This window comes from Mesorhizobium neociceri (assembly GCF_013520985.1).
Lineage (GTDB): Bacteria > Pseudomonadota > Alphaproteobacteria > Rhizobiales > Rhizobiaceae > Mesorhizobium > Mesorhizobium neociceri.
In genome coordinates, this window is record NZ_JACDTY010000007.1 from 221,981 (window position 1) to 245,562 (window position 23,582).

The 23,582-nt window shown below is 63.1% G+C and carries 25 protein-coding genes; 15 read left to right on the forward strand and 10 right to left on the reverse strand.

The features are described from left to right. Positions 1-79 precede the first annotated feature (79 nt). Both H0241_RS16660 and H0241_RS16665 read left to right on the forward strand, forming a co-directional pair. Positions 80-1,132 (forward strand): extensin-like domain-containing protein, encoded by a 1,053-nt coding sequence (locus H0241_RS16660; protein ID WP_181058852.1) that lies wholly within the window; start codon positions 80-82, stop codon positions 1,130-1,132. 114 nt (positions 1,133-1,246) lie between these two features. Then, complete coding sequence (locus H0241_RS16665) at positions 1,247-2,047, forward strand: extensin-like domain-containing protein (protein ID WP_181058744.1); 801 nt, start codon at positions 1,247-1,249, stop codon at positions 2,045-2,047. 6 nt (positions 2,048-2,053) lie between these two features. Here the strand turns inward: H0241_RS16665 and H0241_RS16670 are convergent, their stop codons facing one another. Then, entirely contained in the window at positions 2,054-2,773 is a 720-nt protein-coding gene (locus H0241_RS16670) for a gamma-glutamylcyclotransferase (RefSeq protein ID WP_181058745.1), read from the reverse strand. Between the two features lie 113 nt (positions 2,774-2,886). Here H0241_RS16670 and H0241_RS16675 point away from each other — a divergent pair, with 113 nt between their 5' ends. Beyond that, entirely contained in the window at positions 2,887-3,594 is a 708-nt protein-coding gene (locus H0241_RS16675; protein WP_181058746.1) for an LssY C-terminal domain-containing protein, read from the forward strand. 70 nt (positions 3,595-3,664) lie between these two features. Continuing rightward, a complete protein-coding gene (locus H0241_RS16680) occupies positions 3,665-4,975 on the forward strand; it encodes a hemolysin family protein (RefSeq protein WP_181058747.1) in 1,311 nt (436 codons plus the stop codon). 12 nt (positions 4,976-4,987) lie between these two features. Here the strand turns inward: H0241_RS16680 and H0241_RS16685 are convergent, their stop codons facing one another. From H0241_RS16685 to H0241_RS16700, 4 genes are all read right to left on the reverse strand, one after another. After that, a complete protein-coding gene (locus tag H0241_RS16685) occupies positions 4,988-5,866 on the reverse strand; it encodes a DMT family transporter (RefSeq protein ID WP_181058748.1) in 879 nt (292 codons plus the stop codon). A 137-nt stretch (positions 5,867-6,003) separates the two neighbouring features. Continuing rightward, the gene (locus H0241_RS16690) at positions 6,004-7,566 is read right to left on the reverse strand and encodes a DHA2 family efflux MFS transporter permease subunit (protein ID WP_181058749.1); all 1,563 of its coding nucleotides are present in this window, start codon (positions 7,564-7,566) and stop codon (positions 6,004-6,006) included. A 7-nt stretch (positions 7,567-7,573) separates the two neighbouring features. Then, on the reverse strand, positions 7,574-8,677 hold the full coding sequence (locus H0241_RS16695; protein ID WP_181058750.1) for an HlyD family secretion protein: 1,104 nt from the start codon (positions 8,675-8,677) through the stop codon (positions 7,574-7,576). After that, positions 8,674-9,228, reverse strand: coding sequence for a winged helix-turn-helix transcriptional regulator (locus tag H0241_RS16700; protein WP_181058751.1), 555 nt, complete (start codon positions 9,226-9,228; stop codon positions 8,674-8,676). The genes H0241_RS16695 and H0241_RS16700 overlap by 4 nt, the downstream gene beginning before the upstream one ends. 75 nt (positions 9,229-9,303) lie before the next feature. On the opposite strand from H0241_RS16700, the gene H0241_RS16705 reads away from it, so the two are divergent. Then, positions 9,304-9,459 carry a hypothetical protein gene (locus H0241_RS16705; RefSeq protein ID WP_181058752.1) on the forward strand — a complete coding sequence of 52 codons (156 nt, stop codon included), beginning with the start codon at positions 9,304-9,306 and terminating at the stop codon, positions 9,457-9,459. 135 nt (positions 9,460-9,594) lie between these two features. Here H0241_RS16705 and H0241_RS16710 read toward each other — a convergent pair whose 3' ends face one another. Then, positions 9,595-10,071 (reverse strand): hypothetical protein, encoded by a 477-nt coding sequence (locus H0241_RS16710; RefSeq protein ID WP_181058753.1) that lies wholly within the window; start codon positions 10,069-10,071, stop codon positions 9,595-9,597. Positions 10,072-10,302: 231 nt separating this feature from the next. Here H0241_RS16710 and H0241_RS16715 point away from each other — a divergent pair, with 231 nt between their 5' ends. The 3 genes from H0241_RS16715 to H0241_RS16725 all read left to right on the forward strand — a co-directional run bounded on the left by H0241_RS16715 (position 10,303) and on the right by H0241_RS16725 (position 13,543). Further along, positions 10,303-10,629, forward strand: a complete 327-nt coding sequence (locus H0241_RS16715) for a hypothetical protein (protein WP_181058754.1) — start codon at positions 10,303-10,305, stop codon at positions 10,627-10,629. A 476-nt stretch (positions 10,630-11,105) separates the two neighbouring features. Next, positions 11,106-12,116: a LysR substrate-binding domain-containing protein gene (locus H0241_RS16720; protein ID WP_181058755.1), complete on the forward strand. Its 1,011-nt coding sequence runs from the start codon at positions 11,106-11,108 to the stop codon at positions 12,114-12,116. Between the two features lie 125 nt (positions 12,117-12,241). After that, positions 12,242-13,543: a glucoamylase family protein gene (locus H0241_RS16725; protein ID WP_181058756.1), complete on the forward strand. Its 1,302-nt coding sequence runs from the start codon at positions 12,242-12,244 to the stop codon at positions 13,541-13,543. Between the two features lie 120 nt (positions 13,544-13,663). On the opposite strand, the gene H0241_RS16730 is transcribed toward H0241_RS16725, so the two are convergent. Further along, a complete protein-coding gene (locus H0241_RS16730; RefSeq protein ID WP_181058757.1) occupies positions 13,664-14,269 on the reverse strand; it encodes an NADPH-dependent FMN reductase in 606 nt (201 codons plus the stop codon). Between the two features lie 89 nt (positions 14,270-14,358). Between H0241_RS16730 and H0241_RS16735 the strand changes: the two genes are divergently transcribed. After that, positions 14,359-14,727, forward strand: a complete 369-nt coding sequence (locus tag H0241_RS16735; protein WP_181058758.1) for a winged helix-turn-helix transcriptional regulator — start codon at positions 14,359-14,361, stop codon at positions 14,725-14,727. A gap of 160 nt (positions 14,728-14,887) precedes the next feature. On the opposite strand, the gene H0241_RS16740 is transcribed toward H0241_RS16735, so the two are convergent. Both H0241_RS16740 and H0241_RS16745 read right to left on the reverse strand, forming a co-directional pair. After that, entirely contained in the window at positions 14,888-15,091 is a 204-nt protein-coding gene (locus H0241_RS16740) for a hypothetical protein (protein ID WP_181058759.1), read from the reverse strand. Between the two features lie 115 nt (positions 15,092-15,206). Further along, entirely contained in the window at positions 15,207-15,602 is a 396-nt protein-coding gene (locus H0241_RS16745; RefSeq protein WP_181058760.1) for an acyl-CoA thioesterase, read from the reverse strand. Between the two features lie 226 nt (positions 15,603-15,828). Between H0241_RS16745 and H0241_RS16750 the strand changes: the two genes are divergently transcribed. From H0241_RS16750 to H0241_RS16770, 5 genes are all read left to right on the forward strand, one after another. Then, positions 15,829-17,445 (forward strand): GMC family oxidoreductase, encoded by a 1,617-nt coding sequence (locus tag H0241_RS16750; RefSeq protein ID WP_181058761.1) that lies wholly within the window; start codon positions 15,829-15,831, stop codon positions 17,443-17,445. Beyond that, a complete protein-coding gene (locus tag H0241_RS16755) occupies positions 17,442-18,656 on the forward strand; it encodes a mandelate racemase/muconate lactonizing enzyme family protein (RefSeq protein ID WP_181058762.1) in 1,215 nt (404 codons plus the stop codon). Before H0241_RS16750 ends, H0241_RS16755 begins: the two co-directional genes overlap by 4 nt. Beyond that, positions 18,653-19,570, forward strand: coding sequence for an NAD(P)-dependent oxidoreductase (locus H0241_RS16760; RefSeq protein WP_181058763.1), 918 nt, complete (start codon positions 18,653-18,655; stop codon positions 19,568-19,570). The genes H0241_RS16755 and H0241_RS16760 overlap by 4 nt, the downstream gene beginning before the upstream one ends. 145 nt (positions 19,571-19,715) lie before the next feature. Beyond that, positions 19,716-20,357 carry a hypothetical protein gene (locus H0241_RS16765; RefSeq protein WP_181058764.1) on the forward strand — a complete coding sequence of 214 codons (642 nt, stop codon included), beginning with the start codon at positions 19,716-19,718 and terminating at the stop codon, positions 20,355-20,357. Continuing rightward, the gene (locus H0241_RS16770) at positions 20,285-20,695 is read left to right on the forward strand and encodes an ankyrin repeat domain-containing protein (protein WP_328824710.1); all 411 of its coding nucleotides are present in this window, start codon (positions 20,285-20,287) and stop codon (positions 20,693-20,695) included. The genes H0241_RS16765 and H0241_RS16770 overlap by 73 nt, the downstream gene beginning before the upstream one ends. Before the next feature lie 17 nt (positions 20,696-20,712). On the opposite strand, the gene H0241_RS16775 is transcribed toward H0241_RS16770, so the two are convergent. Further along, entirely contained in the window at positions 20,713-21,651 is a 939-nt protein-coding gene (locus tag H0241_RS16775; RefSeq protein WP_181058766.1) for a diacylglycerol/lipid kinase family protein, read from the reverse strand. Positions 21,652-22,431: 780 nt separating this feature from the next. On the opposite strand from H0241_RS16775, the gene H0241_RS16780 reads away from it, so the two are divergent. Then, positions 22,432-23,553, forward strand: a complete 1,122-nt coding sequence (locus H0241_RS16780) for a hypothetical protein (protein ID WP_181058767.1) — start codon at positions 22,432-22,434, stop codon at positions 23,551-23,553. Positions 23,554-23,582 lie beyond the last annotated feature (29 nt).

Consider the following 23,582-nt stretch of genomic DNA (forward strand, 5'->3'; position numbering starts at 1 on the left):
GGCCATGGTGGTGGCCGGATTGCTCGCGACTCCTGCTGACGCCAAACATCGATGGCATCACACACCGCTGTCACCACGGATAGAGCAGCCGCTGACACAGCGAGCCGACCAGCCGCTAAAGCCGCGCAACAAGCACCGCCTGAAAGCGCGGGGCAAGCGGCATACAGTGCCGAAGCAGGCAGAGCCGAAAACGCCGGATCCGCAGCCCCCGGTTGCCGGCGTTCCGGTGCCCGAGGCGCGCCCCGCGAAGGCGCAGAAGGCCGACGTTCCGATTGAAGAGCAAAAGACCGAAGGTCCCAAGACCAGCGGTGCGCCCAACCGGTCCAATGACAATCGGTTCAACGAAGAAAAGTCCCGTCAGAAAAAGCAGGCGCGGCCCGAACCGTCAGCCCCGGAGCCGTCAACCAATACGGAAAGTGAGCCTGAGCCGCCGGCAGTGGTGCCGGTTCCGACACAGAGGCCCGACGTCACAAAGCCTGAGGTCGAGCCGCCGGTCGTCGCCCCGCAGCCGCCTGAAAAACCCGCGGATGCCGACGACAAGAAGATGCTGCCCGACCCCCGCTCGGCCGATTTGCCCGACGCAAAAATGCCGGCGGAGGAAGTTGCCTGTCGCGAGCGGCTGACGGCGCTTGGCGTCGAATTCGAGGAGCACAAGGCGGAAAGCAATCCCGACATCGGCTGCTCGATCCCTTATCCCCTGGTGCTGAAGTCCCTTGGAAAATCCATCGCCATCGGCCCCGCGACCGAGCTCAACTGTCCGATGGCCGAAGCGGCCGCCCGCTTTGCCGCCAATGTCATCCAGCCGGCTGCGAAAGCCGAATTCGGCGCCGACCTGAAATCGATCAACCAGGCATCGGCCTTTGTCTGCCGGCCGCGCAATGGCACGCGCAAACTGTCGGAGCACGCGTTCGGCAACGCCCTCGACATCGCCAGCTTCACCCTGTCTGACGGCAGGAAGATCGAAGTCGGTCCAACGCCGCCTGAGAAGGACGCGAAATTCCTCAACGCCGTGCGCAAGGCCGCCTGCGGACCGTTCAAGACCGTGCTTGGACCTGGCGCCGACCCTGACCACGCCCTGCATTTCCATCTCGATCTCGAACCGCGCCGGCACGGCGGCACCTTCTGCCAGTAGGCTGGCAGGCTGACCCACGTGCCGCATTTCGGCCGCAGGCATGAACGCGAGCGCTGAGTTTTCCTTTACCCTTGATCGTTAAAATCCCACCGATCAGGGACAGGAATTCCGCCCATGGCCGGACTATTTCGCGCCGCCGCGATGGTCGCGCGCCAATCAAAACGCGCAGCGATGCTGGCCGCCGGTCTTGCGATGGCCGCCGTTTCAGCCTGCAACACCGGCAGCGTGCTGTCGCTGCAGCCGGCCGTCGACGTCGGCTCGCAGACCGCGGCCGTGCCGCAGTATGAAGGCATGCAGAAGCTCGTCCCGTCCAACCCCTACATGACCGCCGCCTATCCGCGCATGGACGAGCCGATGTCCGAGCCCGAACAGATGCCTGCCAGCGAAACCGACTGCCGCGGCGAATTGAGGCGCCTCGGCGTCGTCTACACCGATGTCCAGCCGATCCATGAGGGCCAGTGCGGCATCGACTGGCCGGTCAAGGTCTCGGCCATCGGCGGCATCCAGATGAAGCCGGCGGCGACATTGACCTGCGACATGGCCGCCAGCTTCGCCGCCTGGACGAGGAACGAGCTCGTTCCCTCCGCCCGCTGGCGTTATTTCTCCGGCGTCAAGACCATCCACCAGGGCTCGAGCTATTCCTGCCGCAACATCGCCGGCGAAGGTGTTTTGTCCGAGCACGGCAAGGGCAACGCGCTCGACGTCATGAGCATCGAGCTCAACAATGGCGACGACATCGACGTGCGCAAGCCTGGCCTGTTCGCCTTCCGCACCCGCGGCTTCCTTAACAATGTGCGCGCCGACGGCTGCCAGTATTTCACCACGGTGCTCGGCCCCGGCTACAATTACGACCACCGCAACCATTTCCATTTCGACATCAAGAACCGCAAGAGCGGCTATCGCGCCTGCCGCTAGGAAAGATCAGGCGCACTGGGCGTCACCAGTGGAAGCGATGATGTGTCGTGCCACCAGATCCTGGATGCGCCAGAGATTCCGGTCGCGAATCCCGCTCTCCTCCAGTTTGCTGACGGTTCGGAATAGGTACTGCGCCGACGAGCCCCAATGACCGGCAGCCTGCGCCAGCGTGTTGGCAACCTGCTCCAATGGCAACCGGCCGGCATAGGCCCTGCCGTCTGGCGCGGCGACGAAGGCCAAGGCACGCAGCGGCCCGTCCTTGGTCTTGACCTTGATCCAGCATGGCACGTTGGTTGGCGGGTTGGCATCGATCTCGCGGCGCATCAATTGGCCAAGTTGCCCGAAATGGTCTTCCGCGGGCAGCCGATAGACGATGCCGTTGCAGCTGCCGCCTCGATCGAGGGCCAGCATCAAGGCCGGCAAATCGCGGGTTCCGCGCCAGCGGGTCAGCTTCAGGCAGAACGAGCGGTGCCATCCCGGCGCCGTGGCCGGGCGCTGCTCGACATGGGCGAATTCGGGGTTCCAGATCAACGACCCATAGGCAAAAACCCACAGCGCTTCAGGCCGATGTTCCGACAGGAGTTGCTCGACAAGACTATCGAACTCCGCGTCTGTATGCTCGGTTGTTCCGGGCTCGGGACCCGGATCCGGTTCGATACGCTCGACCCTTGCGACAAGGTCGGCGGTCAATGCCATCGAGCGGCGCCCCACCTGCTTCCTATCCATTCCTGCTCACCCCACGCAAAAACGATGGCCGACGATAGAACGGCTGCGCGCTCCTGACCATTGATTTCCAGGGTCCGTCAGGCGACAGATACCGCACGGATCGAGCCGCATTCATGAGCCAACGAAGCCTGCGACGACGCGCATTGACCTGGCTGGCGGCGTTCTGCGCGGCCTGGCTGGGGCTTGCCTATGTCGCCGCGCCGGAATTCTGGACGTTTCACGACCGCGGCTTTCGCAAGCAGACCTTCGAGATGGTGACGCACACGCCGCAAGGTATTCCGGGCGACCCGATCAATGTCGGCCTTGTCGGCAGCGAAAAGGAGCTTGTGCATGCCTTCGCCGTGGCCAGATGGGATACGGCCGATGGCGTGACGCTGAAGACAGCGATCGAAATCGGTGAAAGTGTGCTGCTCGATCGTCCCTATCCCGACGCCCCGGTCAGCCGGCTGCTGTTCGAAGGCCGCGCCCAGGACCTCGCCTTCGAAAAACCGGTCGGCGGCAGCGCCGACCGGCACAATCATGTCCGCTTCTGGCGCACCGATGCGACCGGCGACGATGGCCGCCCGCTATGGCTGGGCTCGGCCAGCTTCGACCGCGGCGTTGGGTTGAGCCACGACACCGGCGCCATCACCCACCATATCGGTCCCGACATCGACGCCGAGCGCGACCTCGTGATCCATGACCTGTCGGCTGCAGGCATGGTGATCTCGGTGAGCGATATCCCCGGCATCGGCGCAACCAGGACCGGACGCAATGGCGGCGGCGATCCCTATTTCACCGACGGCAGGGCCATTGTCGGCGTGCTCAGGCAAATCCCCTGAACCATTGTCATTTTTCAAAAATCATCGCGGACTATTTTCCAGCGGCCTGCGGCAATGCTATTGACCCCTGATGCTATACGTCGAAATCGCTACCGTGGTCGTCCTCATCTGTGTGAACGGCCTTCTGTCGATGTCCGAGCTCGCCATCGTTTCGTCGCGCCCGGCACGGCTCAAGGCGATGATCGACCGCGGCGTCAATGGCGCCGGGCGCGCGCTGGCGCTCGGCTCCAACCCCGGCAAATTCCTGTCATCGGTGCAGATCGGCATCACCTTGGTCGGCGTGCTTTCGGGCGCCTTTTCCGGCGCCACGCTGGGCGGCAGGCTGTCGGTGTACCTGGCCTCGACCGGCATCCGCGAGAGCGTCGCCGATCCGCTCGGTGTCGGCATCGTCGTTGCTATCATCACCTATTTCTCGCTGATCGTCGGCGAACTGGTGCCCAAGCAGATCGCCCTGCGCGATCCCGAACGCGTCGCCGCCCGCGCCGCCCCGGCGATGACAATCCTCGCCACTGTCGCGGCGCCGTTGGTCTTCCTGCTCGACATTTCCGGCCGCGCCATATTGTGGCTGCTCGGCCAGCGCGGCGAGAGCGACGAGAAGGTCACCGACGAGGAGATCAAGATGCTGGTCGCAGAGGCCGAGCATCACGGCACCATCGAATCCGACGAGCGGCGCATGATTGCCGGCGTCATGCGGCTCGGCGACCGCGCCGTGCGCGCGGTGATGACGCCGCGGACCGAGGTCGACTGGATCAATCTGCAGGCGGATGAGAGCGCCATCCGCAAGCTGTTGATGGACACCCAGCATTCGCGCCTGCCGGCGGGCGATGGCGGTGTCGACGTCATGGTCGGCGTCGTCCAGACCCGCGACGTGCTGGCGGCGATCCTTGCCGGCCGCGCGCTCGACCCGCGCAAGCATGTGCGCACTGCCCCCATCGTCTATGACCAGGCCGATGCGCTGGACGTTCTGCAGAAGCTGAAGGATTCCGACGTGCCGATGGCACTGGTCCATGACGAATACGGCCATTTCGAAGGCATCGTCACCCCGGCCGACATTCTGGAGGCCATCACCGGCGTCTTCCGCGCCGACCTCGATGCCGGCGAGGAAGAAAACGCCGTCAAGCGCGAGGACGGCTCATGGCTGCTCGCGGGCTACATGCAGGCCGACGAGATGGCGGAAGTTCTCGGCATCGACCTGCCGGAGAACCGCGACTACGAGACCGTCGCCGGCTATGTGCTGTCACACATGCACCATTTGCCGGCGACCGGCGAATGCGTCGACGCCCAGGGATGGCGCTTCGAGGTGGTCGACCTCGACGGCCGCCGCATCGACAAGCTGATCGCCACCCGCCTGCCCAGCGGTCATCGCGAAGTGGTGCGCTGACAACAGCTATCCTCAAACTGCAGCTTCGATCGGTTCGGCAAGCTTCGGACTGGAGCGCGAGGCGATCAGGCAACTGGCGACGATCAGGGCGGCACCCGCCAGCGTGGTCCAGGTCGCGGCCTCGTCGAAGAACAGCCAGCCAAACACGATCGCCCAGATGAAGGCCGAGTATTCCGTCGGGATCAGATATTGCGCTTCGGCCCGCGCATAGGACCAGCTCATCAGGAATTGGCCGGAGAGAGACAACGCCGTCACGCCGGCCAGGGAAAGCCAGAGATTGCCCGGCAGGGCAACGGCCAACCAGGGCGCGGCGGGGAGAAGGACGGCGGCAACGCACAGGTTCTGGAACAGCATGATCTCGACTGGCATTGCCACCAGCGCCTGCCGCCGCGAGAGGATCAGATTGTAGGCGTAGAACACCGTCGATGCGAGCACAGCCACCGTGCCAAGCAGAGCATCCCCGGTATAGTTCCCTTGCCCGAACTGTCCGGCCATGATGATGACGACACCGGCGATGCCCGCCACCGACGCCCAGATCGCCTGACGCTGTATGCGTTCGCCCAAGAGCAGCGCGGCCAGCAGAAGAGCAAACAGCGGCGCGACGAAACTAAGCCCGATCCCATCCGCCAGCGGCAGCCTGGCAAGCCCCCAGAAGAACGACAGCAGGACGATGCCGACGACCACGGCGCGCAGCGCATGCAGCCGCACTACGGAAGGCGTGGGAAGCGTCCGCGGCCCCGCCGCCCAGGCCGTGCCCGCGACCACGGTCGCGAGCATGCTGCGCCACAGCACTGTGTTGTAGACGCCTACGGCGATGACCAGGATCTTCATCGCCGCATCCATGGCTGACAAAAGGAAGATCGCGACCGCACAGACCAGCACCGGGATCATGGGGGAAACGATGCCTGTCAGGCTGGGTGACTTCACGGGACATGCTCATGTGATGGATCGCAGCCGGCTATATCAGAGCAAAACGACAGGGCCAGATGGCAGCCCTGTCCATATGGCGGTCCAACGGCGGTCCAGCTTCAGTGTGCGTCGGGCGGCGGCGCTTTTGGTGTGACGTTGCGCAGGAATGGAACCAGCGCGGTGGCGATGACGAAGGCGACCATGATGACCAGGAACGCATCGGCGTAGGCCATGGTAGAGGCTTCGCGATAGGCCAGTGCCCAGAGCTGCTTCAGCGCCGCGGCATGACCATCGGCGACAGCACCCGGCAACTGGCCATAACGCTGCCCGACATTGTCGAGGAGCCGCATCGCCGCTTCGTTTTGCGGCGTCAGATGCGAAGCGATGGTCAGGAAATGGAAGTTGGTGCGGTCGTTCAGGATCGCGCCGCAAATGGCGATGCCGACCGCGCCGCCGAGATTGCGCATCGTGTTGAACAGGCCGCTGGCATATTTCAGCCGCTCCGGCGGCAGGCTGCCGAGGCCAAGATTGACGCTCGGCGCCACCGCGAAGACCTGCGGGAAGCCACGAAAGATCTGCGGCAGAAGCAGCTCGGCCGCGCTCCACTGGCTGGTGATGGCGCTAAAGCTCCACATCGACGCACCGAAGGATGCCAGCCCGAACATCATCAGCCAGCGCGTGTCGAAGCGCTTGGCAAGGAAGATGTAGACGGGCACGCCGACCATCGAGGCGACGCCGGTGGAAAACACCGCCACGCCGGTCTGGAAGGCGTCGTAGCCCCTGACATAACCAAGGAACAGCGGCGTCAGATAGATTGTGGCGAAGATGCCGATGCCGGTGACGAAGGACAGGAAGCAGCCAATGGCGAAGTTGCGGTTGCCGAAGGCGCGAAAGTCCACCACCGGCTGCGCATAAGTCAGGCTGCGGATGACGAACAGAACCATGGTAACGCTGGCAACGATGGCGCCGTTGCGGATCGTGGCATCGTCGAACCAGTTCCAGCGCGTGCCCTCCTCCAGCACATATTCGGCCGTGCCGAGGCTGACCGCCATCAGCACCATGCCGATATAGTCGGCGCCTTTCAGCAGCGACGGATCGGCCTTGTCGATCTTGACCAGCAGCGCGACGAGGATGGTGATGATGGTGCCGGGAATGACGTTGACATAGAACAGCCAGTGCCAGTTCAGCGTATCGGTGATCCAGCCGCCGATGACGGGGCCGAGCGTCGGCGCGATCGACGCGATGCTGCCGACCACCGCCGCCGCATAGACCCGCTTCGGTCCCTGGAAATAGTGGAATGACGAGGTGAACACCGTCGGGATCATCGACGCGCCGAGCAGCCCCTGCAGCGCGCGGAACACGATCATGCTTTCGATGCTCCAGGCGAAGCCGCACAGCATGCTGGCCAGCGTGAAGCCGGCCGCCGAGAAGGTGAAAAGCCAGCGTGTCGAAAACACTCGGGTGAGCCAGCCCGACAGCGGAATGACGATGATCTCCGCCACCAGATAGGAGGTCTGCACCCAGCCGATCTGGTCCTGCGCCGCCGACAGGCCGCCGCCAATATCCTGCAGCGAGGACGCCACGATCTGGATGTCGAGCAGCGCGATGAACATCCCGACGCACATCACCATGAAAGGCAGGATACTGACGAAGAAGGACTGCGGGGCAGCGCGCTCTGACATGGCGTCCTCAGTGCGACGCGGTATCGACCGTGACCACGGTGGACAGACCTGGCCGCAGTGCGACCTTCTGGGTCTGATCCTGGTCGATTGCGATCCGGACGGGAACGCGCTGGACGATCTTGGTGAAATTGCCGGTCGCGTTCTGCGGCGGGATCACGCTGAAGATCGCCCCGGTTGCCGGCCCCAGGCTGGTGACATGGCCTTTGAGCGGCGCATCGGGCGCAATGTCGGTATAGACCGTGGCAGCCTGGCCGTCGGTCATGTTGCGCAGCTGGTCTTCCTTGAAATTGGCGTCGACCCACAGCCCAGATGCCGGCACGATGGTCAGCAGATAGCTGCCCGGCGAAACATAGGTGCCGACCTGCGCCAGCCTGTTGCCGACGACGCCTTCGATGGGTGAGCGTATCTCAGTGAAGCCGAGATCGAGCTCTGCCGTATCGACATCCGCCTTGGCGGCCGCGACTGCGGCGGTGGCTTCCGCGATCTGGGTGTTGAGCACGTCGAGTTGCTGCTTGGCCGCCGCCAGCCCGGCACGCGAGGCGGCAACGGTAGCCTTGGCCTGACCGTCGGCGGCAAGGCTTCTCTGCGCATCCTGCTGCGTCCCGGCCCTGGTGGTGGCCAGCACTTCATAGCGCTTGGCATCCTGGGCGGTGAAGGTAGCGGCAGCGCTCTTCGCCTCGAGATCGGCCACGGCCTGTTCGATCACCGAATTCTGCAGCGAGATTTGGGCGCGCAGATTGTCGAGCGCCGATTGCTGCTGCTGAACGGAAGCCTGCGCATGCTCCAGCGCTGCCTTGAACGGCCGGTCATCAATGCGGATGATGAGCTGTCCGGCGGCAACATGCTGATTGTCTTCGACCAGGATCTGGTCGATATGGCCGGCAACCCGCGGCGCCAGCGGCGTGACATTGCCGCCGACATAGGCATCGTCGGTAGAGACGAGGAAGCGGCCGGCCTGCCACCACTCGACGCCGTACCATCCGGCGGCACCGATGGCGATCACCGCTGCCAGCGTCAGCCACGGCTTGCGGCGCTTTTTGGCGGGCGCGGCGATCTGCACGACTGGTGGCTGCGCCGGCTGCAGTTCGGCGGCGGAGAGAACCTTGTTCATTTGCCCCGCGCCTCGTCCGACCTATGCTCGATCACTGTGTTCTCCACCAGCGGAAGGCCTGAGCCTTCGCTGCTGAAGCGATAGCGCCGCCGCATGCGATCGGTGGCCGTGGGTCCGGTCGCCATGGTGAACTCCTCGCTGTCGAGCGTCCTGCCGCTCTCACGGTCGACCAGAACCGGCTCGGCCCAGCGTCCGTCCGCTCTGTCCACCACCACCAGGCTCGGGCCTTCGGGCGCCAAGTGCTTGTTGCCCCAGGCAAGCAGGGAGATAAGCACCGGCCGGAAATCGCGCGCCTTGGCGGTCAGCACATATTCATGGCGAAGCGGGCGCTCGCAGTAGACGCGCTTCTCGAACAGGCCACGCTCGACCAGGCTGTTCAACCGCCGCGTCAGAATGTTGGGCGCAATGTCCAGGCTCTTCTGAAACTGGTCGAAGCGCGTCAGGCCCTGGAACGCGTCCCTGAGCAAAAGAATACTCCACCACTCCCCGACAGCGTCGAGGCTGCGCGCGATCGGGCACGGGCGGGTTTCGAAGCTTGTTTTGGCAACCATGACGAAGGTCTCTTTCAAAATGAAAGTGACTCATAGCCAAGTTAATTGCATTATGCAAGTCACTCAGATGTGATCATGGAAGCATGCACGCGCCCGGCGCGCGTGGTCGTCGGCCAATCCTTCGGCGCCGACGACATCAATGCCCAGACGGCGCCGATCCAGCCCCGGCTGGTCGAAGGCCTCGGCCTCGGCATGCTCGCCGAACCGCGCAAGGCTCAAGCGGCGGCGTGAGTGGAGGGGCCGGCACGCAGCCGGTCTCCTGCTCGTCCACCTGCAACTCTATCGGCGCGTGATGGCACCGGCGAAAAAAGGTGACGCCCGCGAGCGGAACTCAGGGGCGTCAGACAGTCCGTTCGGTGGATGATTTCAGTCGTTCGGGCCGTAGCCGTTTGGATAATATCCGCCATCGCCGCCATTGCCCATCAAGAAGGCGCTGCCGGTGTCAACCCGGAGCTGCTGGCTCAAACCATCGAGTTGGTGCAACAACTGCTGATACTGTCCAACCGGTATCGCGCCATGTCCCGCGGCTCTTTGGGCAGCCTGGCTGATGTGAGCGGCCCGCATATGCAGCCTATGCGCCTCGGCCGGCTCGATCTTTTTCACTTGCATCGCGTCCTCGATGCCTTTGTCCACGCCCTGTATCTGATTGATCAAGGCTGTCACGCGGCCGCCGGTGATGCCGTAGTCCACGCCTTGTGCTTGACCGATCGAGCCGGTCACGAGTGGATCCGTGTGGAACGCCCGGTCGTTGACAGTGTCGGCGGCATCGAGCGCACCGGCATAGGCAACGCCGCCGGCGCAAAGAGCAAGCGCTGTGCCCATATAGATAGCTTTGATGTTCATGATATGGTCTCCTTCCTGGATTGAGCGATCGTCCCATCGACGACCGCGGTGGTAATCTGTTGGCAGTGGAGGCTGGCTGGATCGACGCTGGCACTAGGACGTGCGTTACCGCCGCGGGCCCGGACGCCTCAGGTCTATCGATGAATGGAGTTGGCGGCGGCTTGGCTACGGGCAGTAATAGCGATGCACGCCCCACCCGTACGAACGGTAGTCCCCGCAATACGGTCCATATTGGCCAAGTCCAAAGAATGGGACAAAGAAGTCGTCCAAGTCGTCACCGCCATGGAAGCGACCAAAATGGCGCCTTCCGTAGAAGCGATGATCGCCATTGAAGCGGTGACGCATACCGAAGCCGCGATGCATGGCGAAGTTGCCATGGCTCCTGTTGAAAGAATGGCCGCCGAAGCTGCGGCCGCCACCGAAGCCGCCATGATTCCTGAAGTCGCCATGGCTCCTGATGAATATGGCGCCGTCATCGCCACCGCCAGCGATCGACGCCGTTGCCGAGCCGGTCGCCAGCACGGCGCCCAGGGCGATCGTCGCAAGCATTGTCGTTGAGTTTTTCATAGCACGCACTCCTTCGAGCAGACGGCTGCTCACCGTAGCGATGGGGGTGCGGTCGGACTTGGAGACGCGACCCTTCAGCATCGCAGAGCTGGCGTTTCGGGATCTTGCCGTCATGTCGGGTCGCGATGGGGCTACCCCCGACGGTTCTCGATCCGCCTGGATTCGAGATGGGCATTTGGCCGGCAAATGATAATTGGCGATGCCTGGAAGAAGGTATTTGGATTTTACGAAGACTGTCCCGCCGCTCAATGTCCTTCGGTCGCTGCTCAGGCCGCGTCGCGGGGTGCTGCGCCCTTCGGGCGCTGACCATCACGATGTCGCGACAAGGCCTTCTCGCCCGGCGTGCGTTTATTGATTGCCTGGCTTTCGGCACATATGTGCAAGGGGTTGGCCTTCCGCATCAGGCCGAACAGCCTGACCATGAAGTTGGAGATTGGCCGGCGTTTTGACTATCGCGAGTATTCGGAGTGGCTCCTTTCCAGCTCACTGAACTGACCGCCTTCGTGGCAGTCGCGGAACATCTCAGCTTCACCAAAGCGGCGGCTGAGGTCGGGATAGCCCTGCCCACCATGAGCCAGACCATCCGGTCGCTCGAGGATCGGCTCGGCGTTCGGCTGTTCAATCGCACAACGCGTAGCGTCGCCATGACGGAGGCCGGGGTTCGCCTTCTGGCTGAAGTACAGCCGATCCTCCAAGGCATCGATCACGCTCTCGAGAGCGTCAATTCGTTCCGCGACAAACCAATTGGGGCATTGCGCCTGGCTGTCTCGCGGCCGACCGCCGCGATACTGGCCCCCATGGTGCTCCCGCCGCTCATCCAGCCATTTCTCGCGGAATACCCTGCCATTCACCTTGAAATCCATGTCGATGACACGAACAACGACATTGTCAGCGGCAGGTTCGATGCCGGGATTCGTGTCGGGCACAAGATCGAGCGCGACATGACGATCTTGCGCATCGCGGACGAGTTCAGGATGCTTGCGGTCGCCGCTCCGAGTTATTTGGCGCGGCATTCGAGACCGTCCCTTCCAAAAGATCTGCATGCCCACGACTGCATCCAATTCCGGTCGCCCTTAGATGGCTCCATACATCCCTGGGTCTTCACACAGGGCGATCGGCATACCGAGATTGCAGTCGAAGGCTCGCTCATCGTCAATGATCTTGACATGCTGCTGAGCACTACTCTCGAAGGAGTCGGTATCGGCTACCTCCCGGAGCCGATCGTCGCGAGGCATCTTGCGCGAGGCCGGCTGGTGACCTTGCTGGAGGGCTGGAGTCACACGCTGCCTGGCGTTTTCCTTTATCATCCCAGCCGTCGTCAAACGCCCATGCCGCTTCAGGTCTTTCTTAGATTCATCGAGAAATGGCGAAAGAGCGCCTTGGCAGCTCATCGCTCTCGTGAAACCGGCGGCCAAGGCCGTCAACCGGCACAATACCCCATTCTCGTGCGGCAAGAGCGGCTCGATGAGATGGAGTAGGATCGCGCGGGCCGCCGGCACATCTTCGGCCGGGGCGTCTGTCGCTATCCGCCTCCGCCTTCCTCACTTATGATTGACCGGCCAAAAAGGTGGGAAGCGCAGCGAAAGCCGCTATATCGATAGCCATGGATGCATCGAACGAACACGCGCTGAACGACGAGCTCCTCCAAGACATCCAGCGCCTGTCCTTTGAGTATTTTCTCAACGAAGCCAACCCATCAAATGGCCTGGTCGCCGACCGCAACACGCCAACGTCGCCTGCCAGCATAGCCGCCGCCGGGCTCGCTTTGTCGTCTTATCCCGTCGGTGTCGAGCGCGGTTTCATGACGCGCGCCGCCGCGATCGAGCGGACGCTCGCTACCCTTCGCTTCTTCTGGAACGCACCGCACGGGCCGGAGCCCGATGCCACCGGCTACAAAGGCTTCTACTATCATTTCCTCGACATGAAGACCGGCCGACGCGTCTGGAACTGCGAGCTATCCACGGTCGATACCGCGCTTCTGCTGGCCGGCGGTCTGGCCGCCGGCGCCTATTTCGACCAGGACGCCGAATCCGAACTGGAAATCCGCCGGCTCGCCGATGCACTCTACCGCCGCGCCGACTGGCGCTGGGCGCAGAATGGCGGCGCCACCGTCACCCATGGCTGGCGGCCTGAAAAAGGCTTCCTGCGTTACCGCTGGGAAGGATTCGACGAGGCGCTGATCCTGTACGTGCTTGGTTTGGGATCGCCGACCCACTCGCTGCCGCCCGAGAGCTACGCGGCCTGGCTGTCCACCTACAAATGGAAGACAATCTACGGCCGCGCGCTGGTCTATGCCGGCCCGCTCTTCATCCACCAGTTCTCGCATATCTGGATCGACTTTCGCGGCATCCGCGATGCCTTCATGCATGACCACGATAGCGACTATTTCCAGAACAGCCGCCAGGCGACCTACCTGCAGCGCGACTACGCCATCCGCAATCCGAAGGGATTCAGCGGCTACGGCGAAAATTGCTGGGGTGTCACCGCCAGCGACGGACCTGGCCCTACCAAGCGCGAAATGAGGCTCGATGGCCGCCGCTTCTTCGGCTATCTCGCCCGCGGCGCGCCCTTCGGCCCGGATGACGGCACGCTGTCGCCATGGGCGGCGATCGCCTCCCTGCCCTTTGCGCCGGAGATCGTGCTGCCGGCGCTGCGCCATTTTCACGAGATGGACTTGCATGTGGGCAATCCTTACGGCTTCACCGCAAGCTTCAACCCGACGATCGCCGCCGCTGACGGCCGCGCCTGCGGTTGGGTGTCGCCGGACCATGTCGGCATCAATCAAGGGCCGATCGCCCTGATGATCGAGAATTACCGGTCGGACTTCCTGTGGCGGCTGATGCGCCGCGTGCCGGCCATCGCTACAGGTCTCCGCCGAGCCGGGTTTTCCGGCGGTTGGCTGTGACGGGCAGCGATCCAACGCGCATTGCCGTCAAGGCATCAGCACGACCTCGTCGATCCGACGGCATCATGAAAAAGGGCGGCGCAAGCGCCGCCCCTTGGATTGATCCTGGGAGGATAAGGCTCAGGCTGCCTGGGCTTCGCCGGCAATCGCGTCGGCCTGACGCGCCGCTTTAAGCACCCGGGCCCACCAGGCAACGTCGTTGACCAGGGCTGCGGCTGCCTGGTTCAGATGTTCGATCTCCTCGAGCTTCTTCTCGCCCTGGCGTACCGCCAGGAAATCGCCCCAGGCAATGTGGACGGCGGACTTGACCGGCGCCATCTGCAATTCGACCGCGGCAAGGCGCAGGTGCTCGACCGCACGCGAGCCACCGACGCTGCCATAGCCGACGAAACCGGCCGGCTTCTTGTTCCACTCATTGGCGGCGTAATCGATGGCGTTCTTCAGCACGGCCGTCGGGCCATGGTTGTATTCGGCGGCGGTGAAGATGAAGCCGTCGAATTCGGCGACCTTCTTCTGCCAGCGCTTCGCAACTTCATTCTGCGACGGCGCCCAGGCAGACGAAGCAACCTCGTCGAAGAAGGGCAGCGGCCAGTCGCGCAGGTCGACGATCTCGACATCGATGTCGGCATGCGTCTTGGCGATCTTGGCGATCCACTGGGCGGGCACATCGGCGAAACGCGCGGCGCGTGTCGAACCGACGACAATGGCGATTTTGGGCTTGGACATGGGGCTCTCCATATATGTAAAAGCTGGTATCGTTTGGATACCGGCGCTATATGAGATACTGTCAAACCACTGCGCAAGGAGGCACCGTTTTGTTACTGAGGCACCCGCACAACACCGAAGACTGCCGCGCCGTCTCGGAAATCCTGCAGCGCGTCGGCGACAAATGGACCGTCCTGGTCGTCGGCAAGCTGGGCGGCGGACCGCTCCGTTTCAATGAATTGCGCGCCGCGGTCGGCGGCATTTCACAGAAGATGCTGACCACCACTTTGCGCGGTCTGGAGCGCGATGGTTTCGTCACCCGGACCGTGTTCCCGACCATCCCGCCGCGCGTCGATTATGAGCTGACAGAGCTCGGCCATGAGCTGCTGATTCCGGTCGGCGCGCTCGGCGAATGGGCGCGCAGGAACACCGTACGCGTCCAGGCGGCGCGCGAAAAATTCGATGGCGCGCACGCCTGAAACCCTTGCGGTGGAAGGGTTTTTCCCTCGAAGACGCACGGTTCTGGTTCAACCGAGCCGCCTTGCATCCTCGGCCACGTCGTCGCGATCCAGCAGCCGGGTCTCGTTTGCCGGCGCATCATCAATTTGAGTTCAATAAGCGTGTTCTGTTGGGAGGCCTTCAGGCCTTTGACGCAGGGTTGCCGCAACACATCGTACCGCAGGTCTCGGCCCTCGCGGTCCGCTGGTCGCCGACTGTCCGGTCGTGCTTGCAGGCGACGCTCGGAAGCTCTTTCCTGATCTCGGTATAGGCGGTCGTGCCAAGCAGGCAGATCACCGCGACAAGGGCCGCCACGAGCCAGCCGTTCAGCATATGTTGACGCATTGTCTTCCTCCGCCGTCCGCAGAATCGGAGACGAAGGCAACCATTGGATGTCGCGCAGCGCATCGCCCGCGCGGGAGATGTTACAAACTCGTAAGCTTGGCAGAATCGACTTGCGTCAGCTTTCCGCTGGAACCGGCTTTGGCTTGCCCTCGCTATCCAGCGCCACCATGACGAAATCGGCATGCGTGACCTTCTCCATCAGATCGGAGAGGTAGCGCTGCGCCCAGGCTTCGACCTTGAGCGTCATCGAGGTGCGGCCGACGCGCTCGACATGGGTGTAGATGCATAGCGTGTCGCCGATCTTCATCGCCTTGGCGAAGGACATTTCCTTGACCGCCGCCGTCACCACGCGGCCCTTTGCGCGCTCGGCAGCGCGGATACCGCAAGCAAGATCCATCTGCGCCATCACCCAGCCGCCAAAGATATCGCCGGCCGCATTGGCGTCCGATGGCATGGCCAGCGTGCGCAGCGTCAGATCGCCAATCGGCCGGCCGTCCGCGTAGTGCACCATGCCGTGTCCCCTTGAGATCGATTACCCTCGATCCCGTAGCGTCATGGCGCTGACAGGTCAACGCGATGCGCGAGGCCGGCTGCGCGCGATGTCGTTTCCTTGATGACATTTCAGAACCATGCGCCTTCCAGTCGCTTTTTTCACAACGCATGCCGGAAGGCACGGCGACGCGGCGAGCCTGCCGCGTCTAGGCTGCGGCCAGTTTTCCGGAGCCGTCCAAATTCACATGCAGACCTATGACTTCATCATCGTCGGCTCCGGCTCGGCCGGCTCGGTTCTGGCCGACAAGCTGTCGGCTTCCGGCCGTCACTCCGTGCTGGTGCTGGAGGCCGGCGGCACCGACCGTCGCTTTTACGTGCAGATGCCGCTCGGTTACGGCAAGACCTTCTTCGATCCGGCGGTCAACTGGAACTACAAGCCCGAGCCGGATCCAGGCCTCGCCGGCAACGTCGACCACTGGCCGCGCGGCAAGCTGCTCGGCGGCTCCAGCTCGATCAACGCCATGGTCTGGATCCGGGGCGCGCGCGAAGACTTTGACGACTGGCGCGATGCCGGCAATCCCGGCTGGGGCTATGACGAACTGTTGCCGGGCTTCAAGGCGCTCGAGGACAATGAGGCCGGCGCCGACAGATGGCGCGGCACCGGCGGGCCGATGCACATCACCGACACGACGAACGCCGTTCATCCGCTGACCAAGCGCTATCTCGCCGCCGGGCAGCAGGCCGGCCTGCCGCTCAACCCGGACTTCAATGGCGCTGCCCAAGAGGGTGTCGGCGTCTATCAGATCTCGACCAAGGGTGGACGCCGCATGTCGGCAGCGCGCGCGTTCCTGCGCCCGGCGATGAAGCGAGGCAATGTCCGCGTCGAGACGAATGCGCTGGCGAGCAAAATTCTATTCGAAGGCAAGCGCGCCGTTGGCATCGAGTATTTGCAGAACGGCGAGACGAAGACGGCGCGCGCCGGCCGCGAAATCATCCTGTCCGCCGGCTCGATCAACTCGCCGCAGCTGCTGCAGCTGTCCGGCGTCGGCCCCGCAACACTGCTCAAGGGGCTTGGGATTCCGGTCGTCCATGCCAATGAAAATGTCGGCGCGCATCTGCAGGACCATGTCGGTATCAACTACACGTTCAAGGGCAAGGTGCCGACGCTCAACCAGATCCTGCGGCCCTGGTGGGGCAAGCTCTTGGTCGGCATGCAGTACATCCTGACCCGCTCCGGGCCGCTGTCGCTGTCGATGAACCATGGCGGCGGTTTCTTCCGCACCGACCCGGCGTTCTCGCGCCCCAACATGCAGCTTTATTTCCAGGCCTTCTCGACTGTCATCCCGAAGAGTGGCGAGAGGCCGATCCTGACGCCGGATCCGTGGCCGGGCTTTTCGATCGGCCTGTCCAATTGCCGCCCATCGAGCCGCGGCGAAATCATGATCCGCTCCAGCAATCCGCTGGACTATCCCAAGATCGTCGCCAACGCCTATTCCACCAATGCCGATGTCGACGAGATGCTGGCGGCGGTAAAATTCGTGCGCAAGATCGCCTCTATGCCTGCCATGGCCGAGATCATCGCCGAAGAAGTCCTGCCCGGCCCATCGATCCAATCGGATGCCGACCTGATCACGGATTTCAGGAAACGCTCGGGCACCGTCTATCACCCGGTCTCGACCTGCCGCATGGGGCCCGATGCCAGGAGCGCGGTCGTCGACCCGCGCCTGAAAGTGCACGGGCTCGAAGGCTTGCGCGTCATCGACGCCTCGATCTTTCCCGCCAACATCACCGGCAACACCAACGCCGCCTCCGTCATGACCGGATGGAAGGGCGCCGAACTGGTTCTGGAGGACCAAAAATGAAGATCACCGACGTCAAGACCTGGGTTGTCGGCAATCCGCCGCCCGGCATCGGCGGCAAATATTTCATCTTCGTCAAGCTGATCACCGATGGCGGCGTCGTCGGTTACGGCGAGGCCTACAACGCCACCTTCTCGGCGCACACGACCGCGAAGATGGTCGAGGACATGGCCGAGCGCTACCTGATCGGCCGCGACCCGCACGACATCGAAAACTTCTTCCGCCGCGCCTATTCCTCAGGCTTTACCCAGCGCCCCGACGTATCCGGCATGGGCTGCTTCTCGGCGCTGGAAATGGCCTGCTGGGACATTATCGGCAAGGAAGCCGACAAGCCGGTCTACAAACTGCTCGGCGGCCAGGTGCACGAAACGCTGCGCTCCTACACCTATCTCTATCCGCACACCGGCAGCGTCCATTCCGAGGACGCGCCGGACGGCCGGAACGTCTACAACGACCCCGAGCTGGCAGCCGCCTGCGCGCTCGAATATGTCGAGCAGGGGTTTACCGCCGTCAAGCTCGACCCGGCCGGCCCTTACACGGCCTTTGACGGTCACCAGCCGCGCCTCGTCGACATCGATGTCTCCACCCGCATGATCAAGGCGATCCGCGAAGCTGTCGGCACCCGCGCCGACATCCTGTTCGGCACGCATGGCCAGTTCACCGCTTCCGGTGCGCTGCGCATGGCGCGCGCCATCGAGCCCTATGATCCGCTGTGGTTCGAAGAACCAGTGCCGCCTGATATGCCGGAAGTGATGGCGCAGGTGGCGCGTGGCACGTCGATACCGATCGCTACCGGCGAGCGGTTGACGACGAAATCCGAATTCGCCCGCGTCATCGAGAACCGCGCCGCGACCATCCTGCAGCCGGACCTCGGCCGCTCCGGCGGCATTCTGGAAACCAAGAAGATCGCGGCGATGGCCGAGGCCTATCACATCCAGATCGCGCCGCATTGCTATTGCGGCCCGATCGTCGGCGCCGCCAACATCCAGCTGGCGGTGACGCTGCCCAACTTCCTCATCCTGGAATCGCTGAAGCAGTGGGACGGCTTCCACGCCACGCTGTTGAAGAAGAAGATCGAGTGGCAGGACGGCGACGTCATCCCGTCGAAGGAGCCCGGCCTCGGCGTCGAGCTCAACGAGGCGGTCTGCGACGCGCACCCCTACACCGGCAAGGATTTGCATCTGCAGATGATGCAGACGCCGCTGATGCCGTGAGCGAGCGCTACGCCTTCATCGGCCTCGGCCATCTCGGCGGCAACCTTGCCGCCAGCCTTCTGCGCAACGGTTTTGCCGTTACCGTATTCGACCGTAACCCCACGGCCGTCGAGCGCCTCGTGGCGCTCGGCGCCACCGCCGCGAACAGCCCGGCTGAAGCGGTGGCAAAGGCCGGCAACGCCATCACGTGTCTGCTCTCGCCAAAGGTCAGCGAGGCGGTGCTGGCCGCCCCCCATGGATTGCTGGAAGGGCTACCCAAGGGCGGCACCTGGATCGAGATGTCGACGAATGGCCGCGACGAGATTCTGCGCCTTGCCGCCCTCGCCTCGGCCAAGGGCATCGAAACGCTTGAGTGCCCTGTCACCGGTGGTGTGCACCTGGCGGCGGTCGGAAAAATCACCGCGCTGGTCGGCGGCGATGCAGCTCTCTATGAGCGGCACCGTCCGGCCATCGAAGCGATGTGCGCAAAGTCATTTCTGATGGGACCGCTCGGCTCGGCGGCGGTGATCAAGGTGATCACCAACATGCTGGCCTTCATCCATCTCGTCGCCGCCGGCGAGGCGCTGATGCTGGCCAAACAGGGCGGGCTGGATCTCGCCCAGTCCTACCACGCCATCGTCGCCTCTTCCGGCAACAGCTTCGTCCACGAGACCGAAAGCCAACTCATCCTCAACGGCTCCTACGACATCGGCTTCACCATGGACCTGGCGTTGAAGGACCTCGGGTTCGCGCTCACCATGGCCGAGCAATCCGGCGTGCCGCTCGATCTCGCCACGCGCGTCAACGCAATTTTCGAACAGGGCAAAGCGGCCTATGGCGGCGGCGCCTGGTCGACCCAGATCGTCAAATTGCTCGAGGAAGCCGTCGGCACCGACCTTCGCGCGCCCGGTTTCCCGGCCAAACTGGAGACCTAGCCGGGTAATTTGTCCTGCGATTTCAGACTGCTAAACGGATCTGCGGATTCTCGATCGAAACAAGCTGAATCAATCTCGCAGCCGCTTGATTCAAAAGGTCAGCTCCGCTCAGATACCTTCACGCGTGATAGCCTGGGAAACAGATATGAAGAAGCTGACCTTGTTCGCATTTCTGGTCTTGTGTGGATTTGGCAACGCTTCCGCGGCTGCGGAAAGGCACGCACCTTCATCCGTCCTTCCGAAGGATTTGAGCAAACTGGAGGGGATGTACTGGTATAATACCAAGACCGACTTCTTTAACAACGGGAAGACGGAAAAGCACGACGCTACCGACGTCTTGGAATTGGTCCCATACGACATGGACTCAATGTATTTCCGGGCGTCGCTGCAATTTTCCAATGGTCATTCTTGCTCGATTTCCGGAATAGCGGAACGAGATCAGGGACGGCTTACCTACTATGATACGACCTACGGAAATGGGTGCGTTTTGCATGTCGTCCCGACGTCGACGAGCGTGACTTTGGACGACCCGACGAGCCAGTGCCGGGCAATGAGTTGCGGAGCCAGAGGCCTTTACGGCTACGAGCAGTTCTCGCCGAAGCATAAGAAGAAAATCACCTACATGGCCAAATTGAAAAACTCCACCCAGTATCAAGAAGCTGTGGTGGATTACGACAGACTGAAACTTGCCAAGGCGCGCGGAATTTCCCCTGAGTGGTCCAACGCCAAGGCTATGCTTGGAATTTACGCCTTTTGGGGAATCTCGAAGGTGTCAGGCAGGCCCTAATACAGGGAGCCGATTTAGAATTCGACGGCAAGCAAGGTTGGGGCCCGGTATCGGGTGCCGGGTACAGCCGGAACATAGCTATCACGCAGTTGCTGCTGGATCATGGCTTGAACGTCAACAAGACGGAAAACGGTAGAACGCTGCTGTCCCACGCTGTTTACAATGGACCGGGACAGGCAGGCGGCGACCAGCAATTTGGCTATGTAAAATGGTTGCTCGGCAAAGGAGCGGACGCTAACATTCCCGACAGAGATGGGCTGAAGCCGGTTGATATAGCCATTAGATCAAAGGCTGATAGGCAAATCGTCGATTTGCTGGCCGCCAAGACCGAACCCTAATCGCTCAACGCCTTGATTCAATATCTGAGCGTCAGCGCGCCCGGCAGGATCTCGAAGGTCGCGGGAATACGCCCCGGCGACTCGCCATCTATGTCGACCAGCGCGCAGTTCTTCTCGGCATCGCCGAGCGGTTCGACCACCACTTTCCTGCCGCGCAATATGGTGATGGCCGGATGATTGCGATGCCGTCCGCCGTAGAGCAGGCGGATGTCCCAGATCAGCTTGAGCTTGCCTGCCGCGCGCAGGATGACGATGTCGAACTGGCCGTCGGCGAGCTCGGCATCCGGCGCGATCATCATGCCGCCGCCGAAGAATTTGCCGTTGGCCACCGCCACCAGCGCCATGCGCGCCTCGACCGGTGCGCCGTCATCGACGGTGATCCGGACGTCCTGGAAACGGTAGCGGATGAACTCGACCACGGTGCGCCACAGGAACAGCGCCTTGGCTGACATCTTGCCCTTGCGCTTGTCGGCATTGACCGCGCGGTCGGTGGCGCCGGACAGGCCGAGGCTGGCGATGTTGATGAAGTGGCGGCTGGCCAGCGCACCATGATCGTCGATGTAGCAGATGCGCCCCGCATCGACATTGCGCGCCTTCGCCTCGGCGATCCGCTTCAGCACCGCATCCACCTCTTTCGGCAGGCCGAGCCCGCGCGCGAAATCGATGCCGGTGCCGCAAGGCAGCAAGCCAAGCTCGGTTGTCCGGCCACTCTCGTCGAATGCCTGCAACAAGCCGTCCGCCACCTCGCTGGCGGTGCCGTCGCCGCCGGCCGCGATCACCAGATCGAAACCGCTGGCCGCGAGGTCGAGCGCCAGCCTTTCGGCGTCGCCCTCGGCCTGCGTCTCGCGCAGCTCGAAGTCGCCGAAATGCGTTTTCAGCGATGCGGCGACCTCCGGCCAATGCCGTTTCAGCCGGCCGCCGCCGGCAATCGGATTGAGCACCACCCCGACTTTCAACGACGCCTCCCCAAAAGGACGGCGGGACGTGGTGGCCGCAAGTCCTTTGCCGGCATTGAAACCCGTGCAGACCGCCGGAGCAAGGGGCGCAGCCGATTGAAGTGTCAAAAAGCGGGAAGGCTGTCTAAAGCAGCAGCCGCAAGAATTCAGAGGTTCGCGGCAAACGATCCCCGATAATCCCGTTATCCACAGGCTCGCGCCCATTCCCCAAAACCCTTACCCGGCGTAAGTTTAACCCATCTCAGGCGGCTACCGATCGCCACGCCGAAAGGCAAAGCGAAAAGGCGGATTTCCTGAGGCCCGTACGGCCCGAAGCGAGAGCAGGCTTGCCTGTTCGAGGGACGGATGCCGAGACCTACGGGGCCGCGGAAAGCGTGCGAACGCCAACGGCGGACCGATGCTGCCATGAAGGACGGCAAAAACCTTCGATGGCGCGCTGAGCGAAGCTCGCAAGGGTGGAGAACGGCGTGGTCTGGAACGGGCACTGCCCTCGGGTGGTGACTGGCAGGACCGTCAAAATCAAGGCCGGCATGGCGCGACGACTTTACGGAAGTTGCTGCCGCGACCGTGTCCTGATCTGACAGGGAGGCGCTGGGAGAAATCCCGGCGCCGACTGTCTTTGGGCCTCCGCCACACACACCAGCCGGGGCTGCAACCCTCGGTAAAATCGGCTAACGTCCAGTGTCGTTTGAAGGGGGATACTTCATGACGCTGATCCGGAAGCCGGCCGCCACCTGCATTCCGCACCGACGCTGCTGTCCTGCCACGGCCTGACCGGCCATGACCCTGCTCCGCTGGCTGAAGCGCATCGTCAAGACGATCCTCTGGCTGGTCGTCATTGTCGTGCTGGTCCCGATCGCCGGCCTCGCCTACGGCTTCCTGACCACATCGTCGCCGGAACCGCTTGCCGGCACCGGCGACAGCGCTCCACCAAAGGCGCTGGCTGACAAAGTCCGCGCCGAGATTGCGGGCTACCAGCGGCCGGAAACATCGACCTTCCTCGCCTACCCCGAATGGGCGACCGTCCATGCCGCGCGAGACTATGCCGGCTTTGTCGCCAAGGATCAGCCGAGCGGCTTCCCCTACTGGTCCTACATCGGCCAGTTTTGGCAGGACTATGCCACGATCCTGCGCGCCAGCTCTGCCAAGAAATTTGACTATACCGACCAGCAGATGCCGATGGTTATGGGCACCGGCTACACGCTCGGCTACGCGCTGCAGTGGGCCTATGAGAACACGGTCGGCCGCATCACCGAGGCCACCGCTGGCAAGCGCACTGCCACCGACATCTACCAGGCCAAAGCGGCGGCCGACTATGCCGGCTTTCTCGGTCAGTCATCATGGTACCAATTCCATTACGCCGAAAAGCGCGCCGAACTGTTTGCCGTACAGCCCTCACCCGGCGATGGAGCGGTGCGTAGCGGCGAGCGCAAGCTCGCCTTCGGCTTCGCCGACACGGTCAAGCAGGGCTCCGCGTGGCTGGTCGGCGAACTCGGCACGCCCTCCGACCCGGCCTCGCTCGACATCCATGTCTGGGCCAAGGGTCCGGTCGGCGAAGCGACGCGTGAAGAAGCCGATACTTTGCTGGAGCGCGACTTCGCCGCTGACGGTACCATCTTCATCACCAGGCGCGGTCAGCCGTTCACCGACATGATCCCCCGGCTGATCGACAAAGGCGTGTCCTTTGTCGAGATCGGCGGCAATGACCAAATCATGATCACCATTCTGTCGGCGGCCGAGCTTGCGCCGCCCGAAGGCGCCCGCGCGCTGTTCAGCCAGCCGATCCCGGTCGATCCGGCCAACCGCCGCAGCGGGCTGATCGTCGCCGTGCGCAAGCTGCACCTTGTGCTGCCGGCGTTGCTGAAGGCCGGCGCCAGGCTGGAGCACGTCTACGACTACTGAAGCCGCGACGGCCGCACTGCGACGAGGCC

What these genes read in the sequence shown, in the direction of transcription:
- H0241_RS16665 (WP_181058744.1), top strand. Translation starts at nt 1,247, where the DNA reads ATGGCCGGACTATTTCGCGCCGCCGCGATGGTCGCGCGCCAATCAAAA.
- H0241_RS16670 (WP_181058745.1), bottom strand. Translation starts at nt 2,773, where the DNA reads ATGGATAGGAAGCAGGTGGGGCGCCGCTCGATGGCATTGACCGCCGAC.
- H0241_RS16675 (WP_181058746.1), top strand. Translation starts at nt 2,887, where the DNA reads ATGAGCCAACGAAGCCTGCGACGACGCGCATTGACCTGGCTGGCGGCG.
- H0241_RS16680 (WP_181058747.1), top strand. Translation starts at nt 3,665, where the DNA reads ATGCTATACGTCGAAATCGCTACCGTGGTCGTCCTCATCTGTGTGAAC.
- H0241_RS16685 (WP_181058748.1), bottom strand. Translation starts at nt 5,866, where the DNA reads ATGATCCCGGTGCTGGTCTGTGCGGTCGCGATCTTCCTTTTGTCAGCC.
- H0241_RS16690 (WP_181058749.1), bottom strand. Translation starts at nt 7,566, where the DNA reads ATGTCAGAGCGCGCTGCCCCGCAGTCCTTCTTCGTCAGTATCCTGCCT.
- H0241_RS16695 (WP_181058750.1), bottom strand. Translation starts at nt 8,677, where the DNA reads ATGAACAAGGTTCTCTCCGCCGCCGAACTGCAGCCGGCGCAGCCACCA.
- H0241_RS16700 (WP_181058751.1), bottom strand. Translation starts at nt 9,228, where the DNA reads ATGGTTGCCAAAACAAGCTTCGAAACCCGCCCGTGCCCGATCGCGCGC.
- H0241_RS16705 (WP_181058752.1), top strand. Translation starts at nt 9,304, where the DNA reads ATGGAAGCATGCACGCGCCCGGCGCGCGTGGTCGTCGGCCAATCCTTC.
- H0241_RS16710 (WP_181058753.1), bottom strand. Translation starts at nt 10,071, where the DNA reads ATGAACATCAAAGCTATCTATATGGGCACAGCGCTTGCTCTTTGCGCC.
- H0241_RS16725 (WP_181058756.1), top strand. Translation starts at nt 12,242, where the DNA reads ATGGATGCATCGAACGAACACGCGCTGAACGACGAGCTCCTCCAAGAC.
- H0241_RS16730 (WP_181058757.1), bottom strand. Translation starts at nt 14,269, where the DNA reads ATGTCCAAGCCCAAAATCGCCATTGTCGTCGGTTCGACACGCGCCGCG.
- H0241_RS16740 (WP_181058759.1), bottom strand. Translation starts at nt 15,091, where the DNA reads ATGCGTCAACATATGCTGAACGGCTGGCTCGTGGCGGCCCTTGTCGCG.
- H0241_RS16745 (WP_181058760.1), bottom strand. Translation starts at nt 15,602, where the DNA reads ATGGTGCACTACGCGGACGGCCGGCCGATTGGCGATCTGACGCTGCGC.
- H0241_RS16750 (WP_181058761.1), top strand. Translation starts at nt 15,829, where the DNA reads ATGCAGACCTATGACTTCATCATCGTCGGCTCCGGCTCGGCCGGCTCG.
- H0241_RS16755 (WP_181058762.1), top strand. Translation starts at nt 17,442, where the DNA reads ATGAAGATCACCGACGTCAAGACCTGGGTTGTCGGCAATCCGCCGCCC.
- H0241_RS16765 (WP_181058764.1), top strand. Translation starts at nt 19,716, where the DNA reads ATGAAGAAGCTGACCTTGTTCGCATTTCTGGTCTTGTGTGGATTTGGC.
- H0241_RS16780 (WP_181058767.1), top strand. Translation starts at nt 22,432, where the DNA reads ATGACCCTGCTCCGCTGGCTGAAGCGCATCGTCAAGACGATCCTCTGG.